Consider the following 18,914-nt stretch of genomic DNA (forward strand, 5'->3'; position numbering starts at 1 on the left):
ATTGAATATGTTACAATAGATGAAAATAACAAAAGGCTAATCTATGGACATATCCCCCACTATACATGAAGAAGTGAAAAATCTTGCGCGAAGTTGGCAAGAGAAGATAGAAGTCTCCAGAGAAGCAAAAGAGCAAGAGTTCCATCAAATGATGCTCAAAATGTTACATAATCCACTTAATAAAATTTTTCTTATTGAATTGCTTGACCAGAGTTTTCGATCAAATGATACAAAACGAATAGCAGATCAATTGGAGTACATCTTTGAAAAATATGGTACAACTGATTTCTTTTCAACGTTTGAGCAGATACTTATCTGGCTTTTTAGAGAGATTGGGATATACGTAAGTGCTATCTCTGTACCTCTATTTATAAAATATTTACGCAATGATATTAGCAGTATCGTTATACAGGGGGAAGATGAACTTTTAGCAAAACATCTGCAAAAACGTAAGGCTGAAGGTACACGGGTCAATATCAATATAATCGGAGAGATCGTTCTCAGTGAAGCAGAAGCGCAAAAACGTCAAGAGAAATATATAAAAGTTCTCCAAAATCAAGATATCGATTATCTCTCTATAAAAATCTCCAACCTTTTTTCTCAGTTTGTCCCTTATGCACACCAAAACAGTGTTGAAAAAATCTCTGCTAGAGTTGAAAAAATTTATGAAGCTGCACTGGAAAACGGAGAGAAGTTTGTAAATCTTGATATGGAGGAGTATAAAGATATTGAGATCACTATAGATGTTTTCAAATCACTACTTTCCCAAGAGCGTTTTAAAGGTTTATATGCAGGAATAGTAATTCAAAACTATCTTCCAGATGCTATGAGCTACATAAAAGATTTAACGGTTTGGGCAAAAGAAAGAGTAGCAGAGGGTGGTGCACCAATAAAGATACGTATAGTAAAAGGTGCAAATCAGGAGATGGAGCTTACAGAAGCGAGTTTACGCGGTTGGCCTGCTGTCACATTTTCAAGTAAAGCGCAGAGTGATGCAAATTTTAAAGTTGCTATGAATTATCTTCTTGACCCTGATGTAGCACCATATGTGCATACCGGTGTTGCATCACACAATCTTTTTGACCATGCTTTAGCTGTCTTACTTGCAAAAAAGCGTAATGTTGAACAGTATCTTACAGCAGAGATGTTAGAGGGGATGAGTGAAGCTGCATACCAGGCACTTAAAAGTGAAGACATAAATGTGGTTTTATATGCGCCCACTGCTACAAAAGAGACATTTACAAATGCGATCGCATACCTTGTTCGCCGTTTTGATGAAAACACTGCGGAAAATAATTTTTTAAGTCACAGTTTCGGCTTAAAGGTTGATAGTCAAGAGTGGAAGATACTTCTTAAAAGTTATGATGATGCTATAGCATTGATGGAGAATCTTGATTCAAAACCATACCGTACACAAGATAGAAATAAAGAGGTAGAGAAAGAGGAATTTGATATTCAAAACTATCATTTTACAAATGAAGCTGATACAGACTTTGTTTTGCCTCAAAACAGAAAATGGGCTGAAGCAATCCGCGATAAATGGATGAATATTGGAGAAAATGGTGGTATAGATGCATATCCTGTAATTTCGGGAGAGGAAAGAAAACATCAGGAAAATAAACATGATGTGTATGACAAGTCCCAGTATCATGAAAAAAAGAAAGTTGGTTCATTTGCGAGAGCTACTTTAGAAGATATGCAATTAGCAGTGCAAACAGCAAAAGAGGATCCTGACGGTTGGAGAGAACTCTCACAGCAGCAAAGACAAAAAGTTCTAATGGATGTAGCAGAGGAGTTTAGAAAAGCCAGAGGTGAGCTTATCGGTATCGCAGCAGCTGAAGTTGGAAAAGTTTTTAGCGAAACAGATGTAGAGGTTAGTGAAGCGATCGACTTTTTAAACTTTTACCCTTACAGTGTTGAAAAACTCTCTTCTTTAGAAGGGATAAGTGTTACACCTAAAGGGGTGGGTGTAGTGATTAGTCCATGGAACTTTCCTATCGCCATACCTGTTGGTGGAGTTGCAGCCAGTTTAGCAGCCGGTAATACAGTTATCTTAAAACCTGCAGAGGATGCAATGTTGTGTGCTTATATGTTATGTCAATGTTTTTGGAGGGCAGGGGTGAGTAAAAATACTTTACAGTATCTTCCTGCCCGGGGCTCTGAGATAAGTAAGTATGTTATTCCTGATGAAAATGTTGATTATGTAATATTTACAGGTGGGGAAGAGAGTGCATATAAGATTATAGAGTCCCGCCCAGATATAGCTTTAAGTGCTGAAACGGGAGGAAAAGATGCCACAATTGTTACGGCTATGGCTGATCGCGATCAAGCACTTAAAAATGTAGTTGTTTCAGCCTTTCACAACTCCGGGCAAAAATGTTCGGCAACCTCTTTACTGGTTTTAGAAAAAGAGTTGTATGACGATCCAACATATAAACAAGCGATCAAAGAAGCAGTTGAGTCTTTAGAAACTGGTTCGGTATGGGATTTTAAAAATCGTATTGGAGCCCTTAGTAATTTGCCTAGCGGTAATTTAAAAAAATCACTTGACTACTTGGATGATACAGAGGAGTGGTTGGTACAACCTAAATACGCCGATGAACAAAATCCATATATGTTAAAACCTGCTGTTAGATGGGGGACTAAAAAAGGGGATTTTTGTCATATGCATGAACTTTTTGGTCCTGTTCTCAGTGTTATGTGTGCCGAAAACTTGAAAGATGCAGTAAATATAGTAAACTCTACGGGGTATGGACTGACATCGGGAATAGAAACGCTTGATGAGCGTGAGATAACATACTGGAAAGAGAACATCATTGCTGGAAATTTATATATTAATAGAGGTACGACGGGAGCGATAGTATTACGTCAACCCTTTGGTGGAATGAGAAAGTCGGCAATAGGCAGTGGTAAAAAAGCGGGTGGATTTAATTATGTCAGCCAATTTATGAATATCGAGTGTAATACACGAAGGAGTGATGAGCAAGAATCATCAGATTTTATTGAAGAGATGCGTAAGCTGTTTGCACAAGAGAAAGATTTTCAATCAGAGATACAAAAAGCATTAGCGTATGTTTCAGGATTTGTTTATTGGTATACAAAAGAGTTCTTACCGGATCATGATTATGTAAATATACGTGGTGAAAGTAATGTAATACGCTATTTGCCAGTTAATAGTGTGCTTTTACGTATAGAGGATAATGATAATTTTGAGGAAGTTCTGGCTACAATATTAGCAGTTAAAATGATAGATGTAAAACTTCATATATCACTACCAAAATTATCTCAAAGAGCTGAATTCAAATGGTTGGAGTCAAGCATCACAAGAATTTTAGGAAAAGATGATGCTATTGTTCGTGAAGATGAGGTGATGTTGGTGGATTCGATAAATAGATTTGAGAGAATTCGATTTTTATCTAAAGAGAACATCACGCAAAATATTTTCAATGCAGTTGCTGCTGATGCGAAATATATAGCATCTAACTCTTTTGTAACACACGGTCGATTAGAGCTGATGCACTATTTTATTGAACAGAGTGTGACCCATTCCTATCATAGATATGGTAATTTAGGTGTTCATGGATTGCATCTTTATAAAAAACAAACTCAAGATTAGATACAATTATAGAAGAAGTATAAGATATAGGAAAAAATATAACATGATTTTAATGATCGATAATTATGATAGTTTTACTTACAATATTGTGCAGTACTGTCGTGAGCTTGGAGCAGATTTAAAAATTATCCGTAATGACGAGATGAGTGTAGAAGAGATTGAAGCACTTAATCCGGAAAAAATTATAGTATCACCTGGACCTGCTTCACCTGATGAGGCTGGTGTAACGTTAGAGGTGATCGAGCATTTTAAAGATAAACTGCCAATTCTAGGTATATGTTTAGGGCATCAAAGTATTGCGCAAGTTTTTGGTGGGGATGTAGTACGTGCAAAAAATATGATGCATGGTAAAACTTCTACAATGAAACAACATATCTCTTGTGAAATTTTTAAAGATCTTCCTGAAGAGTTTATAGCTACACGTTATCACTCTTTGATTGTAGATAAAAACACTTTACCTGATGTGATCGAACCGACAGCATACTCAACTGACGATGAAGAGATTATGGCGTTAAAGATTAAAGATAGAGACATCTACGGAGTACAGTTTCATCCGGAATCTATAATGAGCCAATATGGTCATGAGATTATAGGAAACTTTTTAAAACTATGATACAAAAATTCATCTTTTTCCTAATTTTAGGAATTGATGTCACAATACTTTTTTTTCAGATAGATAATCTTTCTGTCTCATCCGCAGAAACATACATATTATATGAAGAGAACTCGTTTTTGAGTTCTCTTTTTAATTTTTTACTTGCTACTTTCGGTAATAATGACTATACATTAAGAATACCAATCATATTAATACATTTGATCTCTACATTGCTTTTTTATGAAATATCAAAGAAGTATGTTGCCACAACACGTAATAGATTGTGGCTGTTACTATTATATGTAATGCTTCCGGGGACCTTAAGTGCCGCAATAGTCCTCAGTCATGCATTCTTAATACTTTTTGGTTTGCTACTTTTTATCTATTTGGATCAAAGGTTTCCAACCAAGTACACCAACCCTTTATTATTAGTATATGCATTTATTGATGGTGGTTTTGCATATCTATTGCTTGGAGTTTTGATATATAACATCTTTGTTAAAGACTATAAAAATATAGTATACAATCTCATACTCTTAACTATTTCAGCTTATATGTATAGATTACAAATCTATGGAGTTCCTAGCGGACACTTCCTTGATACTATAGCTGTCTACAGTGCAATATTTACACCGATAGTATTTGTATATCTTGTATATGCACTATATCGAAAGTATCTTGCAGACAAAATAGATAAAGTTTGGTATATAGCAACAAGTGCATTGATATTTTCATTACTACTCTCTTTTAGACAAAGATTAGATATAGAATATTTTGCACCATATTTGATGATAGCTTTGCCTTTAGCTGCTCAGACTTTTATTCACTCTTATCGTGTACGTTTAAAGATGTTTCGAAAAAGATATCAGACTATTTTTGTTCTGTCGTTTTTATTCCTGTTTTTAAACACACTAATAGTTCTATTTAATAAACCTCTTTATAGATTCATAGATAATCCAAAAAAACACTTTGTATATAATATGTATGTAGCAAAAGAGTTGGCACAAGAGTTAAAGAATATGAATATCAATTGTATTAATACTGATTTTAAGATGCAACAAAGATTACAGTTTTATGGAATAGAAAAATGTAGTGATTATATACTCAAAGAGATAGACTTAGAAGGAAATAGAGACGCAAATGTAACTATAAGTTACAAAACGAGAGCTGCCTACAAAGGGAGTGTTACAAAAGTAAACATAAAATAGCCTTATTGTGTAAGAATGACCCATCAGGAATATAATTGTTAGAAACTTTATGCTACAATCAATCTCATAATATCAAAATAGGGAGTTTCTATGGCTCAAAAAGCGATACGAGAATATGACGCGAAGTCGATTTTAGCAAAACATTGGAATAAGTACTTTCCAGACTTTACTTATGCATATGAAACAGTTATGGTTCAAAACGGTACTGAACTTAACGATGCTGCAAAAGAAAAAGCTTGGTTAAATGAGAAACCACTAGTTGCAAAACCAGATATGTTATTTGGTAAACGTGGTAAAAATGGTTTAGTTTTATTTAGAGACCAAAAACCAGGTGATGTATCTTTAGCAAAAGCTGCTTCATGGATAGATGAAAAATCTGGTGATAAACAAAGTGTATATTTCTCATTTGATGGTGATACTCCAACTGGTGATCCAAAAGTAGATTTTTTAACTCACTTTGTTGTTGAGCCATTTACTCCACATGATCAATCTGAAGAGTACTACATCTCTGCAACATGTGTTGGTGACGATGATGTACTTTATATGTCAGCTGAAGGTGGTATGGAAGTTGAAGAAGGTTGGGATGAAAAAGTTACTGAAGTAGCATTCCCTATTACTGCAACTGAAGAAGAGATAGCTGAAAAAATTGCTGCAAACGTTCCTGCAGATGTAAAAGCTGAAGATAAAGAAAACTTTGCAAAATTTGCAATTGGTTTTTTCAAAGCGTACCGTGAATTAAACTTTGCATACCTTGAGATTAACCCGTTTGTAATGCAAGGAAATAAAATCGAGTTATTAGACATGGTTGCTAAACTTGATGATACAGCTGGATTTATGATGGTTGAAGCTTGGGGTGATGTTGAATACCCAACTGCATTCGGTATGGAAGAAAAATCTCCAGAAGTATTAGCTGTTGAAGAAGCTGATGCAAAAACTGGTGCATCTTTAAAACTTACATTACTTAAACCTGAAGCTAGAATCTGGACTATGGTTGCCGGTGGTGGTGCATCTGTTGTTTATGCAGATACAATTGCTGATATGGCAGGTATTGATGACCTTGCAAACTATGGTGAGTATTCTGGTGGTCCAACTACTGGTGAAACAAAATTCTATGCTGAGACTTTACTTGACCTTATGACAAGAGAAAAGGATGCTCAAGGTAGAGATAAAATTTTAATCATTGGTGGAGCTATCGCTAACTTTACTGACGTTGCAAAAACTTTCACAGGTATTATCCAAGCGTTTGAAAACTACGCAGATAAAATGAAAGAGGTTGGTATTAAAATCTACGTAAGACGTGGTGGACCAAACTATGAAAAAGGTCTTAAAGATATTAAAGAGGCTGCGGACAGATTAGGTCTATGGATCGATGTATATGGACCGGAAACTCACGTAACTGATATCGTAAGAATGGCAGTAGAGGCATAAGGAGAAAAAATGGCACAATTATTTACTAAAGATACACAAGCAATTTTTTGGAATAACAACAAAACTGCTATCCAAAGAATGTTAGACTATGACTATACAATTAAAAGAGAAACACCATCAGTAGCTGCTATCGTAGCTCCTACTGCTTCTGGAAAATTTGAGAAATTTTTCTGGGGTGCTGATGAGATTATGATCCCAACATATAAAACTACTGCAGAAGCAAAAGCTGCTCAGCCACAAGCTGATGTACTTTTAAACTTTGCATCATTTAGAACTGCTTACGATGTAACTATGGAAGCTTTAGAAATTGGTGGTTTTAAAACTATCATGATCACTGCTGAAGGTATTCCTGAAAGATTAGCACGTAAAATGAACCAGACAGCTCGTGATGCTGGTGTTGTTGTTATCGGACCTGCTACAGTTGGTGGTATCGCTCCAGGTGCATTCAAAATCGCTAACGTTGGTGGTACAATTGAGAATATCGTAAACTCAAAATTACACAGAACAGGTTCTTGTGGTCTTGTAACTCGTTCAGGTGGTTTATTTAACGAACTTTCTAACATTATCGCTATCAATGCTGATGGTATTGCAGAAGGTGTTGCAATTGGTGGTGACCGTTTCGTAGGTTCTGTATTTATTGACAATCTTCTTCGTATGCAAGACAACCCAGATGTAAAATATATGATTTTACTAGGTGAAGTTGGTGGTACTGAAGAGTACAAAGTAATCGAAGCAGTTAAATCTGGAAAAATTACTAAACCAATCATCGCATGGTGTATCGGTACAATCGCTAAGTACTATGATTCTGGTGTTCAATTCGGTCACGCTGGTGCATCTGCAAATGCAGAAAGAGAAACTGCTGAAGCTAAAAACAAAGCTATGGCAGAAGCTGGTATTCACGTACCTGCAACATTCAATGACTTACCTGCAAAAATCAAAGAGGTATACGAGTCATTAAATATTGCTCCAATTCCAGAACCAGAAATGAATGTTGTACCAAAAGTTAGACGTTCTAAACAATTTATCTGTACTATCTCTGATGATAGAGGTGAAGAAGCTACTTACGCTGGTTTCCCAATTTCATCTGTTGCTTTACCAAGTACAGGTAAAGGTATTGGTGATGTTATCTCATTACTTTGGTTCAAAAAACAATATCCAAAATGGGCTACAGATTTCATTGAAACTGTAATCAAAACTGTTGCTGACCATGGTCCAGCAGTATCTGGTGCTCACAATGCTAAAGTAACTGCACGTGCTGGTAAATCAGTTGTTGAATCTTTAGTAACTGGTCTTTTAACAATCGGTCCAAGATTCGGTGGTGCAATTGATGGTGCTGCAGAGCATTTCAAATATGCAGATGACAATGGTTTAACTCCAGCTGAATTCTTAAACCATATGAAAAAACAAGGGATTCCAATTCCAGGTATCGGTCACCGTATTAAATCTCTTAAAAACCCAGACCTTCGTGTTAAAGGTTTAATGGATTTTGCAGCGGAAAACTTCCCTAAAACTCCATTACTTGACTATGCTAGAACTGTTGAAGCTCTAACTACAAGTAAAAAAGAGAACTTAATTCTTAACGTTGACGGTACTATCGGTATCCTTATGGTAGATATGTGGAGAGCATTAGGTTACCCTGAAGAAGAAATCAATGAATTTATCGCTTCTGGTACACTTAACGCATTCTTCATTGCTGGTCGTACAATCGGTTTCATCGGTCACGTACTTGATGAAAAACGTCTTGCAATGCCAATGTATCGTCACCCAATGGACGATATCCTTTACGACGTTCAAAAAGCAGAAGAGATTTAATCTCTTCGCTTTCCCTCTATTTAACACTTTTTCTTCCTAATTTTTCATTTTCTTCCAAATTATTATTTTTTACGATATACTAGAGCTATGAAAAAAGCTTTTACTGTAATGGAACTTATGTTTATTATTATTGTTATTGGTATATTAGCTGCTGTAGTTATGCCAAGGATGGAGCGGGATGTAGTTAGAGAAGCTGCTATTCAATTAGTATCTCATATCCGTTATACACAACATCTTGCATTAGTTGATGATAGATATAATAAAGATGATGCAGATTGGTATAGAAGCAGATGGCAGATTATATTTGAAAATAACGCTGATTCGGGTGGAGAAGAGAGTTATACTATATTTTCTGATAATCCTGATTATAGTGGACATGCTGGTGCTAATGAGATTGCTACAAACCCACAAGATAAATCTAAAAAATTAACAGGTGGGACAAATGGCGTTTCATATGATAATGCTGCAGCAACAAGAAGCATGAACTTAGGTATTAAATATGGAATAGTAGATGTAAACTTGACTGATTCATGTAAATTTTCTAGTAGTAAAAGAATAGCATTTGATCATTTAGGTAGACCATTAAAAGGAGATCTGTCAAATGCAACTACTTATATGTCTCCTTATCCAAATAGTAATAGAATAATAACTTCAAATTGCGATATAACATTAAGTGATGGAACTGAAAGTGTAACAATTAGAATTACTCCTGAAACAGGATATACATATATATTAAATTAATGTAAAAATGAAGCAAATTAACAAATTTGCAAATTTATTTCCAATTCCCCAAATAGTTAAGCTTCTTCTAAGTATACTTCTCCTATAATTCCCGTCCACAAACGATGAGAGGCCATCGAAAGAGGGTCAGAAGTACTTCGAGTTGAAGCTACTGATTAACGTTTGAGATCATTGAAAACTAAGCAAGCGAGAGCTTGAGATAATAACTAATAATACAACAACCGTCTATTAACTTTTAATAGGTTAGTAGATAACTTTAAGATAAAGCCAATGATTTTTAAATCTTGGGCTAAAGATTAAACAATTCAATTATGGAGAGTTTGATCCTGGCTCAGAATGAACGCTGGCGGCGTGCTTAACACATGCAAGTCGAACGGTAACAGAGGAAGCTTGCTTCCTGCTGACGAGTGGCGCACGGGTGAGTAATATATAGGTAATGTGCCCCTTAGACCGGGATAGCCACTGGAAACGGTGATTAATACTGGATACTCCTTCTTTTCATAAGTTAAGAAGGGAAATGTTTTTTCGCTAAGGGATCGGCCTATATCCTATCAGCTAGTTGGTGAGGTAACGGCTCACCAAGGCAATGACGGGTAGCGGGTTTGAGAGGATGATCCGCCACACTGGTACTGAGACACGGACCAGACTCCTACGGGAGGCAGCAGTGAGGAATATTGCACAATGGGGGAAACCCTGATGCAGCAACGCCGCGTGGAGGATGACGCATTTCGGTGTGTAAACTCCTTTTATATGTCAAGAAAATGACGGTAGCATATGAATAAGCACCGGCTAACTCCGTGCCAGCAGCCGCGGTAATACGGAGGGTGCAAGCGTTATTCGGAATCACTGGGCGTAAAGGACGCGTAGGCGGGTTATCAAGTCAGGTGTGAAATCCTACAGCTTAACTGTAGAACTGCACTTGAAACTGGTAGCCTAGAGTATGGAAGGGGCAGATGGAATTAGTGGTGTAGGGGTAAAATCCGTAGATATCACTAGGAATACCGAAAGCGAAGGCGATCTGCTGGGACATTACTGACGCTAAGGCGTGAAAGCGTGGGGAGCAAACAGGATTAGATACCCTGGTAGTCCACGCCCTAAACGATGAACACTAGTCGTCGGGGTACTAGTTACTTCGGTGATGCACTTAACAGATTAAGTGTTCCGCCTGGGGAGTACGGTCGCAAGATTAAAACTCAAAGGAATAGACGGGGACCCGCACAAGTGGTGGAGCATGTGGTTTAATTCGAAGATACGCGAAGAACCTTACCTGGCCTTGACATTGATAGAACACACTAGAGATAGAGTGGTGCCCTTCGGGGAGCTTGAAAACAGGTGCTGCACGGCTGTCGTCAGCTCGTGTCGTGAGATGTTGGGTTAAGTCCCGCAACGAGCGCAACCCTCGTCCTTAGTTGCCAGCAGTTCGGCTGGGCACTCTAAGGAGACTGCCTTCGCAAGGAGGAGGAAGGTGAGGACGACGTCAAGTCATCATGGCCCTTACGGCCAGGGCTACACACGTGCTACAATGGGGCGTACAGAGAGTTGCGATACCGCGAGGTGGAGCTAATCTCATAAAGCGTCTCTCAGTTCGGATTGTTCTCTGCAACTCGAGAGCATGAAGCTGGAATCACTAGTAATCGTAGATCAGCAATGCTACGGTGAATACGTTCCCGGGTCTTGTACTCACCGCCCGTCACACCATGGGAGTTGATTTCACCCGAAATCGGGAAGCTAACCTTCGGGAGGCTACCGCTTACGGTGGAATTAGCGACTGGGGTGAAGTCGTAACAAGGTAACCGTAGGAGAACCTGCGGTTGGATCACCTCCTTTCTAGAGTAAAGCGATATGATTCGTTTCATAGTCGCAAATAAGTTCTCACGAACTAAAAAAGTATTATTTCTTGTCTCTTCTTGCTTAGTTTTCAGTGATCTGAGATCATTGATATTATTGATGGGGGGTTAGCTCAGCTGGGAGAGCGACTGCCTTGCACGCAGTAGGTCAGCGGTTCGATCCCGCTACTCTCCACCATTATTTACGTTTAATACAAGTTTTTATCTAAAGATTTGTATTAGACGTAAGTCTAAGTTCATTAAATTAACATTGTTAAAGTCAACAACTAAATAACTACAATTACAAGGACTACTGAGTTTAGTGTAGAGATACATTAAATAAGGTAGTGAAGCGAATTAGAATAAAAGATATTAAGGGCCATAGGTGGATGCCTAGGCTGGTAGAGGCGATGAAGGACGTACTAGGCTGCGAAAAGCCTCGGGGAGCTGCCAAGAAGCTTTGATCCGGGGATTTCCGAATGGGGCAACCCAGCATGGAGTGATTCATGTTACCCTACGGGGGGCGAACTCAGGGAAGTGAAACATCTCAGTACCTGAAGGAAGAGAAATCAAACGAGATTCCGAAAGTAGCGGCGAGCGAAATTGGATTAGGGCGCTTAGTGATAGCATATTTGTTAGCCGAACACTCTGGAAAGTGTGAACATAGAGGGTGATATTCCCGTAAGCGAAAACATTTATGTGGTACTAGACTAAGGAACGAGTAGGTCGGGACACGTGTTATCTTGACTGAATATGGGGGGACCACCCTCCAACCCTAAATACTACTACCAGACCGATAGTGAACAAGTACCGTGAGGGAAAGGTGAAAAGGACTGCGGTGAGCAGAGTGAAATAGAACCTGAAACCTATGGCTTACAATCATTCGGAGCACTATTTTAATGTGTGACGGACTGCCTTTTGCATAATGAGCCTGCGAGTTGTGGTATCTGGCAAGGTTAATCGAACGAGAAGCCGTAGCGAAAGCGAGTCTTAATAGGGCGACATAGTCAGATGCTGCAGACCCGAAACTGAGTGATCTATCCATGAGCAGGTTGAAGCTGGTGTAAGAGCCAGTGGAGGACCGAACCCATTGACGTTGAAAAGTCACGGGATGACTTGTGGATAGGGGTGAAAGGCCAATCAAACTCAGTGATAGCTGGTTCTCTCCGAAATATATTTAGGTATAGCCTCGAGCATTAGCATGTAGGGGTAGAGCACTGACAGGGCTAGGGCTGCTTACCGCGGTACCAAACCCTATCAAACTCCGAATACTACATGTGTAACCTCGGGAGTCAGGCGTAGGGTGATAAAATCCTATGTCGAGAGGGGAACAACCCAGACTAACAGCTAAGGTCCCAAAGTTTTATCTAAGTGGAAAAGGATGTGGAGTTGCTGTGACAACCAGGAGGTTGGCTTAGAAGCAGCCATCCTTTAAAGAAAGCGTAACAGCTCACTGGTCTAGCGATTCTGCGCCGAAAATATAACGGGGCTAAGATAAACACCGAAGCTTTAGATTCATAGTTTACTATGAGTGGTAGGAGAGCGTTCCATTCAGCGTTGAAGGTATACCGGTAAGGAGTACTGGAGCGGATGGAAGTGAGCATGCAGGCATGAGTAGCGAGAAAAGAAGTGAGAATCTTCTTCGCCGAAAACCCAAGGTTTCCTACGCGATGCTCGTCATCGTAGGGTTAGTCGGGACCTAAGTCGAGTCCGAAAGGGGTAGACGATGGCAAATCGGTTAATATTCCGATACCGACATTATATCGTTTGAGTGATGGGGGGACGCATAGAGTTAGACGAGGTCACTGATGGAATAGTGGCTCGAAGGGTGTAGGATGATAAGTAGGCAAATCCGCTTATCACGAATCCGAGACCTGACAGGCTGAACAATCTCTTCGGAGAGCGTTTAGAATCGTCGATACTGTCGTGCCGAGAAAAGCCTCTAAACGAGATATAATGTTGCCCGTACCGTAAACCGACACAGGTGGGTGAGATGAGTATTCTAAGGCGCGTGGATGAACCCTTGTTAAGGAACTCTGCAAACTAGCACCGTATCTTCGGTATAAGGTGTGCCCTATTTGTTAAGAGATTTACTCTCTGAAGCATTGATGGGTCGCAGCAAAGAGTCCCTCCCGACTGTTTACCAAAAACACAGCACTCTGCTAACACGTAAGTGGATGTATAGGGTGTGACGCCTGCCCGGTGCTCGAAGGTTAAAAGGATGCGTTAGCTTTGCGAAGCGTTGAATTGAAGCCCGAGTAAACGGCGGCCGTAACTATAACGGTCCTAAGGTAGCGAAATTCCTTGTCGGTTAAATACCGACCTGCATGAATGGCGTAACGAGATGGGAGCTGTCTCAACAAGGGATCCAGTGAAATTGTAGTGGAGGTGAAAATTCCTCCTACCCGCGGAAAGACGGAAAGACCCCGTGCACCTTTACTATAGCTTGACACTGCTATTGGGATATTCATGTGCAGGATAGGTGGGAGCCATTGATTCATAGTCGCCAGATTATGATGAGGCATCCTTGAGATACCACCCTTGAATATTCTGATAGCTAACTCCGTACGGTTATCCCGTGCGAGGACAATGTCTGGTGGGTAGTTTGACTGGGGCGGTCGCCTCCTAAAAAGTAACGGAGGCTTACAAAGTTCGGTTCAGAAGGGTTGGAAATCCTTCGTAGAGTATAATGGCATAAACCGGACTGACTGTGAGACATACATGTCGAGCAGAGTCGAAAGACGGTCATAGTGATCCGGTGGTTCTGTGTGGAAGGGCCATCGCTCAAAGGATAAAAGGTACGCCGGGGATAACAGGCTGATCTCCCCCAAGAGCTCACATCGACGGGGAGGTTTGGCACCTCGATGTCGGCTCATCGCATCCTGGGGCTGGAGCAGGTCCCAAGGGTATGGCTGTTCGCCATTTAAAGCGGTACGCGAGCTGGGTTCAGAACGTCGTGAGACAGTTCGGTCCCTATCTTCCGTGGGCGTAGGATTGTTGAGGAGAGCTGACCCTAGTACGAGAGGACCGGGTTGGACGAACCACTGGTGCACCAGTTGTCCTGCCAAGGGCATAGCTGGGTAGCTACGTTCGGATGTGATAACCGCTGAAAGCATCTAAGCGGGAAGCCAACTCCAAGATGAACAATCCCTGAAGTACGCTTGAAGACTACAAGCTTGATAGGCTGGATGTGTACGCGAAGTAATTCGTTTAGCTGACCAGTACTAATAGTACGTTTGTCTTTTTTCATTAAAAGCTTCACTACCTTATTTAGTGTATATCATTAAATGAAGTAATCCTTGAGTTGTTTAGTTGACTTTAACTTTTTTAATCTTCTTATCTATGATCTTAAAGGTCAACTGTAAGAGTATCAAACAATACTTTTACACTTGATCTTGTCTAGGTGGCTATAGAGAGAGGGAAACGCCTGGCCCCATTCCGAACCCAGAAGCTAAGCCTCTCATCGCTGATAATACTGCATCTTTCAGGTGTGGGAATGTAGGTCGCTGCCTAGTTCGGATCAATTATCCATTCTAATCTATCTTCACTTTTTTATTATTTACAACTTATCTACTTAATTTTACTATTTACTTTTTACCCTTTTACTACTATGATTTTTAATCTAATTAGTATAAATATGCTATTATTACATACTAAAAATATGGGATTTAAAATGAAAGAATATATAAAAGATCAAATAAAAAAATCTTACGAAACAAAACAAGCTATTTACGAAAATGATGAATTAATCTCTAAAATTGAAGAATTAGCTAAAAAATGCGTTGAACTATATCAAACAAATAAAAAAACTATTCTGGCAGGGAATGGTGGTAGTGCTGCTGATGCACAACATATCGCAGCTGAATTAGTTGGTAGATACGGTTTTGATAGAGCTTCTATTCCATCTTTGGCATTAACTACAGATACTTCAAATTTGACAGCTATTGGAAATGATTATGGATATGATTATATTTTTTCTCGTCAGTTAGAAGGTATGGGACATGAAGGTGATATATTTATAGGTATTTCTACGTCTGGAAATTCTGTTAACTTACTAAAGGCTTTTGAGTCGGCTAAGAAAAAAGGGATTTTTACTGTAGCGCTTACTGGTAAAGATGGAGGTCAAATGGCTAAAGATGCAGATATGGCTATTATTGTACCATCAAACTCTACACCACGTATTCAAGAATCTCATATATTAATTGGTCATATTCTTTGCGATATTATTGAACAAGAGATCTTTGGAGACGGTATTAAGACAACTGTAGATGCATAAGGCTTTATTTTTAGACCGTGACGGTGTAATAAATGTTGAAAAAAATTACCTTCATAAAATTGAAGATGTTGAATTCGTAGAAGGTATATTTGACCTTTGTAAATATTTTCAAGAAAAAAAATACAAAATTATAGTTGTTACTAATCAATCAGGTATAGCACGTCAATATTATAATGAAAATGACCTTGAAAAACTTTCTTTATGGATGGTAGAGCAGTTTAAAGAGCAGGGTATAGAAATTGTACAAATATATTATTGTCCTCATCATCCAGATATTTCAGGTGAATGTGATTGCCGAAAGCCAAATCCAGGGATGTTATTGCAAGCTGCTGAAGAACATGATATTGATTTGAAAAATTCTATTATGATAGGGGATAAAGAGAGAGATATCGAAGCTGGATTCAATGCAGGTTTGCAAACGGCTTATCTCTTTGATGAATCAAAAAAGATTAAAACTTCAAAAGCTACAGAAATTGTATCAACCTTAAAGGAGATCATTGATGTTGATTCTCAATAGTGGAGGAACTTTTAATAAGCGTTATAATGATATTAGCGGGGAATTAGAAGTTCCATATGACAATTTAGCTATTGACGAGATATTAGCAGCTTCAAAAGTTAGTTATTTGATGGCTGGTGTTGTTTATAAAGATAGTTTAGATATGGATCTAGAAGATCGTAAAAGAATTGCGCAGATCATATCTCAAAGTGATGAAGCTGAGTTTGTTATAGTACACGGTACTGATACTATGGATGTCACTGCAGAGTTTTTAGACCAAATATTTGATGATAGAGTAATAGTACTAACGGGTGCCATGAAGCCTTTTAGCATTGAAAAAGCAGAAGCAAGTTTTAATCTTGGTATGTCTATAGGATTTGCAGAACATCAAGAGAATGCAGGTGTGTATATTTGTATGAACGGCAAAGTTGCCCCTTGGAATAAAATAAAGAAAAATAGAGAATTAGGGAAGTTTGAAATTGTCAGATAAAATAGCATGTGATCATTGTCATTTAGAGTTTAGTAAAGATGTAATGATCGAAGATGATGGACACTATTTTTGTTGTAACGGCTGTCAGGGAGTATATCATCTTTTAACGGATGAAGGACTTGATAGTTTCTATGATAAAGCTAAAAATGTAAAACTTGCTCCTCCTACATTACAATATGAAGACTCTTCTAATTTTGATGCTCCTGCATTTTATGATAAGTTTGTAAAAATTAATAGTGATGGATTCTCTGAAGTATCATTGATAATTGAGGGTATTCATTGTTCTGCTTGTGTATGGCTTAATGAGAAAGCACTCCACAAAATGGATGGAGTTGTTGAGGCAAATATAAACTTTACAAATAACAAAGCACACATTGTATGGGCTGATGATATTGTAAAACTTTCCGAGATTATCGATATGATTCGTGCAATCGGTTATAACGCATTTCCTTATGATGCATCGCTCCAAGAAGCACATGCAAACAAAGTGAGAAAAGATTACTATCTTCGGATGGCAGTGGCTATTTTTGCTGCTATGAATGTAATGTGGATTGCAGTTGCTCAGTATGCCGGATATTTTACAGGTATATCTCAAGAGATGAAAACAATTTTAAATATTGCTGAGGGTACCCTTGCAACGCCTGTACTTTTTTATAGTGGATGGGTATTCTTTCGAGGTGCATATTATGGACTTCGCAATAAAGTTGTCAATATGGATTTACTTGTTGCGACAGGTGCCCTATTAACGTATGTATATTCTGTATATATTACCGTAATGGAGCGTGGAGAGGCTTATTTTGACTCTGTAAGTATGATCATCACTTTTGTCCTGATCGGAAAATTTTTAGAAGTTCTCAGTAAAAAAAGTGCAGCAGATACTTTAGATGTGATTGGAAAACATTTACCAAGTGAAGTAAAAGTACTTCAAAACGGAAAAATAGAATCTATTAAGCTAGAAGATATATCGGTTGGGGATATTGTTGTTGTAAGTTCTGGTGAGAGAGTATTGATCGATGGAGAGATACTTAAAGGGGAAGGTTCTTTTGATGAATCAAACTTAACGGGTGAAAGTGAACCTATTTACAAGAAAGTTGATGATAAGGTGATTAGTGGGACTATAAGTATAGATGCTGATGTTCAGTATAAAGCTACAAAAGATTTTGAGCACTCCACACTTTCAAATTTGGTTACTTTACTAGAGAGTGCAATCAATAAAAAACCAAAAATAGAACAATTGGCTAATAAACTCTCAGAACATTTTTCTACGACAATTTTAGCTTTATCATTTCTAACTTTCTTGGTTTGGTGGTTATGGCCACATGATTTTGAAACAGCTTTAATGGTAGGTATATCTGTTATTATTATTGCGTGTCCTTGTGCATTAGGACTTGCAACTCCTGTTGCAACATTAGTGGGTCTGAGTCTTGGTGCGAAAAAAGGGATACTCTTTAAAGAAGCTGCACAGTTGGAAACTATGGCAAAAGCAGATGTACTTGTAGTTGATAAAACAGGGACATTGACACACGGAAAACCTGAAGTTGTAAAAGAAAATATTTTTCAAAAGTTTGATAGTACACTACTGTACTCTTTAGTAAAAACCTCTAAACATCCAGTCGCACAAGGTGTAAAGAAGTTTGTGCAAACAGATAATGAAATATTGTTTGATGAATATATGCAGATTCCTGCAAAAGGTATAGTCGCAAGAGTTAACGGTTCACTCATGCTAGGTGGTAATTATAAACTTATGCAGGACAATGGAATAGAGAGTGATTTTGAAAGTGATAAGACACTTTTTTATTTTGCTATTGATAAAAATATTGTAGCAGTTTATGAGCTTGAAGATAAAATAAAAGATGGTGCTAAAGAGTTAATAGATACATTAAATGTTAAAGGGATAGCAACTGTTATGCTTACGGGTGACCATCAAAAGTCTGCTCTTTATGTAAGTGAGCAAGTTGGAATATCTCAAGTCCATTTTGAACTTACACCTGAAGAAAAGTTAGCTTTTATAGATAAGCTGCATAAGGATGAAAAAGTTGTAGTGATGGTTGGTGATGGTGTAAATGACGTTCTAGCTCTTGCTAAAGCAGATATAGGGATTGTTATGGGAAGCGGAAGTGATATAGCAATAGATGTAGGTGATGTAGTATTATTAAATGACTCACTTATGTCTCTACTTGACTCATTTAAGATAGCAAAGACAACATTTAGATTAATCAAACAAAACTTTGCTATCTCTTTAGTATATAATGGTATTACTATTCCTCTTGCAATGGCAGGTTTAATTATTCCTTTGGTAGCTGCAATTTCAATGAGTGTCAGTTCATTACTTGTTGTAGGAAACTCTATGAGAATAAAGATGAAATGGAACAAGTAAGGAAATATTTGAGTAAATATGCTCATCAAAATGATTTTAAGTATAAAAG

10 protein-coding genes, 1 tRNA gene and 3 rRNA genes are annotated in these 18,914 nt (G+C 38.2%); all 14 read left to right on the forward strand.

The features are described 5' to 3' along the window. Positions 1-43: 43 nt before the first annotated feature. The 14 genes from FJR03_RS03170 to FJR03_RS03235 all read left to right on the forward strand — a co-directional run bounded on the left by FJR03_RS03170 (position 44) and on the right by FJR03_RS03235 (position 18,865). Positions 44-3,616, forward strand: coding sequence for a proline dehydrogenase family protein (locus tag FJR03_RS03170; RefSeq protein ID WP_193114214.1), 3,573 nt, complete (start codon positions 44-46; stop codon positions 3,614-3,616). Between the two features lie 43 nt (positions 3,617-3,659). Next, the gene (locus FJR03_RS03175; RefSeq protein ID WP_193114215.1) at positions 3,660-4,229 is read left to right on the forward strand and encodes an aminodeoxychorismate/anthranilate synthase component II; all 570 of its coding nucleotides are present in this window, start codon (positions 3,660-3,662) and stop codon (positions 4,227-4,229) included. A gap of 536 nt (positions 4,230-4,765) precedes the next feature. Beyond that, the gene (locus FJR03_RS11605) at positions 4,766-5,419 is read left to right on the forward strand and encodes a hypothetical protein (RefSeq protein ID WP_226962167.1); all 654 of its coding nucleotides are present in this window, start codon (positions 4,766-4,768) and stop codon (positions 5,417-5,419) included. Between the two features lie 90 nt (positions 5,420-5,509). Continuing rightward, positions 5,510-6,847 carry an ATP citrate lyase citrate-binding domain-containing protein gene (locus FJR03_RS03185; protein ID WP_193114217.1) on the forward strand — a complete coding sequence of 446 codons (1,338 nt, stop codon included), beginning with the start codon at positions 5,510-5,512 and terminating at the stop codon, positions 6,845-6,847. Positions 6,848-6,856: 9 nt separating this feature from the next. Then, positions 6,857-8,659, forward strand: a complete 1,803-nt coding sequence (locus tag FJR03_RS03190; protein ID WP_193114218.1) for a citrate/2-methylcitrate synthase — start codon at positions 6,857-6,859, stop codon at positions 8,657-8,659. Positions 8,660-8,746: 87 nt separating this feature from the next. Continuing rightward, positions 8,747-9,400, forward strand: a complete 654-nt coding sequence (locus tag FJR03_RS03195) for a pilus assembly FimT family protein (RefSeq protein WP_193114219.1) — start codon at positions 8,747-8,749, stop codon at positions 9,398-9,400. Positions 9,401-9,708: 308 nt separating this feature from the next. Beyond that, a 16S ribosomal RNA gene (locus tag FJR03_RS03200) occupies positions 9,709-11,227 on the forward strand. Positions 11,228-11,349: 122 nt separating this feature from the next. Beyond that, a tRNA-Ala gene (locus FJR03_RS03205) sits at positions 11,350-11,425 on the forward strand. 163 nt (positions 11,426-11,588) lie between these two features. Beyond that, a 23S ribosomal RNA gene (locus FJR03_RS03210) occupies positions 11,589-14,475 on the forward strand. A 150-nt stretch (positions 14,476-14,625) separates the two neighbouring features. Then, positions 14,626-14,741 (forward strand): 5S ribosomal RNA (gene rrf, locus FJR03_RS03215). The 16S, 23S and 5S rRNA genes sit together here with 1 tRNA gene alongside, the layout of an rRNA operon. Before the next feature lie 158 nt (positions 14,742-14,899). Further along, positions 14,900-15,502: a D-sedoheptulose-7-phosphate isomerase gene (locus FJR03_RS03220; protein WP_193114220.1), complete on the forward strand. Its 603-nt coding sequence runs from the start codon at positions 14,900-14,902 to the stop codon at positions 15,500-15,502. Next, the gene (gene gmhB / locus FJR03_RS03225) at positions 15,495-16,019 is read left to right on the forward strand and encodes a D-glycero-beta-D-manno-heptose 1,7-bisphosphate 7-phosphatase (RefSeq protein WP_193114221.1); all 525 of its coding nucleotides are present in this window, start codon (positions 15,495-15,497) and stop codon (positions 16,017-16,019) included. Before FJR03_RS03220 ends, gmhB begins: the two co-directional genes overlap by 8 nt. Further along, positions 16,003-16,488, forward strand: coding sequence for an asparaginase domain-containing protein (locus FJR03_RS03230; RefSeq protein ID WP_193114222.1), 486 nt, complete (start codon positions 16,003-16,005; stop codon positions 16,486-16,488). Before gmhB ends, FJR03_RS03230 begins: the two co-directional genes overlap by 17 nt. Then, a complete protein-coding gene (locus FJR03_RS03235; protein ID WP_193114223.1) occupies positions 16,478-18,865 on the forward strand; it encodes a heavy metal translocating P-type ATPase in 2,388 nt (795 codons plus the stop codon). Before FJR03_RS03230 ends, FJR03_RS03235 begins: the two co-directional genes overlap by 11 nt. The last annotated feature ends 49 nt before the right edge of the window (positions 18,866-18,914 follow it).

The sequence above is a fragment of the Sulfurimonas marina genome (genome assembly GCF_014905095.1).
Classification (GTDB): Bacteria; Campylobacterota; Campylobacteria; order Campylobacterales; family Sulfurimonadaceae; genus Sulfurimonas; species Sulfurimonas marina.

Coding starts and splice junctions, on each gene's coding strand:
- FJR03_RS03170 (WP_193114214.1), top strand. CDS start 44: ATGGACATATCCCCCACTATACATGAAGAAGTGAAAAATCTTGCGCGA.
- FJR03_RS03175 (WP_193114215.1), top strand. CDS start 3,660: ATGATTTTAATGATCGATAATTATGATAGTTTTACTTACAATATTGTG.
- FJR03_RS11605 (WP_226962167.1), top strand. CDS start 4,766: ATGTATAGATTACAAATCTATGGAGTTCCTAGCGGACACTTCCTTGAT.
- FJR03_RS03185 (WP_193114217.1), top strand. CDS start 5,510: ATGGCTCAAAAAGCGATACGAGAATATGACGCGAAGTCGATTTTAGCA.
- FJR03_RS03190 (WP_193114218.1), top strand. CDS start 6,857: ATGGCACAATTATTTACTAAAGATACACAAGCAATTTTTTGGAATAAC.
- FJR03_RS03195 (WP_193114219.1), top strand. CDS start 8,747: ATGAAAAAAGCTTTTACTGTAATGGAACTTATGTTTATTATTATTGTT.
- FJR03_RS03220 (WP_193114220.1), top strand. CDS start 14,900: ATGAAAGAATATATAAAAGATCAAATAAAAAAATCTTACGAAACAAAA.
- gmhB (WP_193114221.1), top strand. CDS start 15,495: ATGCATAAGGCTTTATTTTTAGACCGTGACGGTGTAATAAATGTTGAA.
- FJR03_RS03230 (WP_193114222.1), top strand. CDS start 16,003: ATGTTGATTCTCAATAGTGGAGGAACTTTTAATAAGCGTTATAATGAT.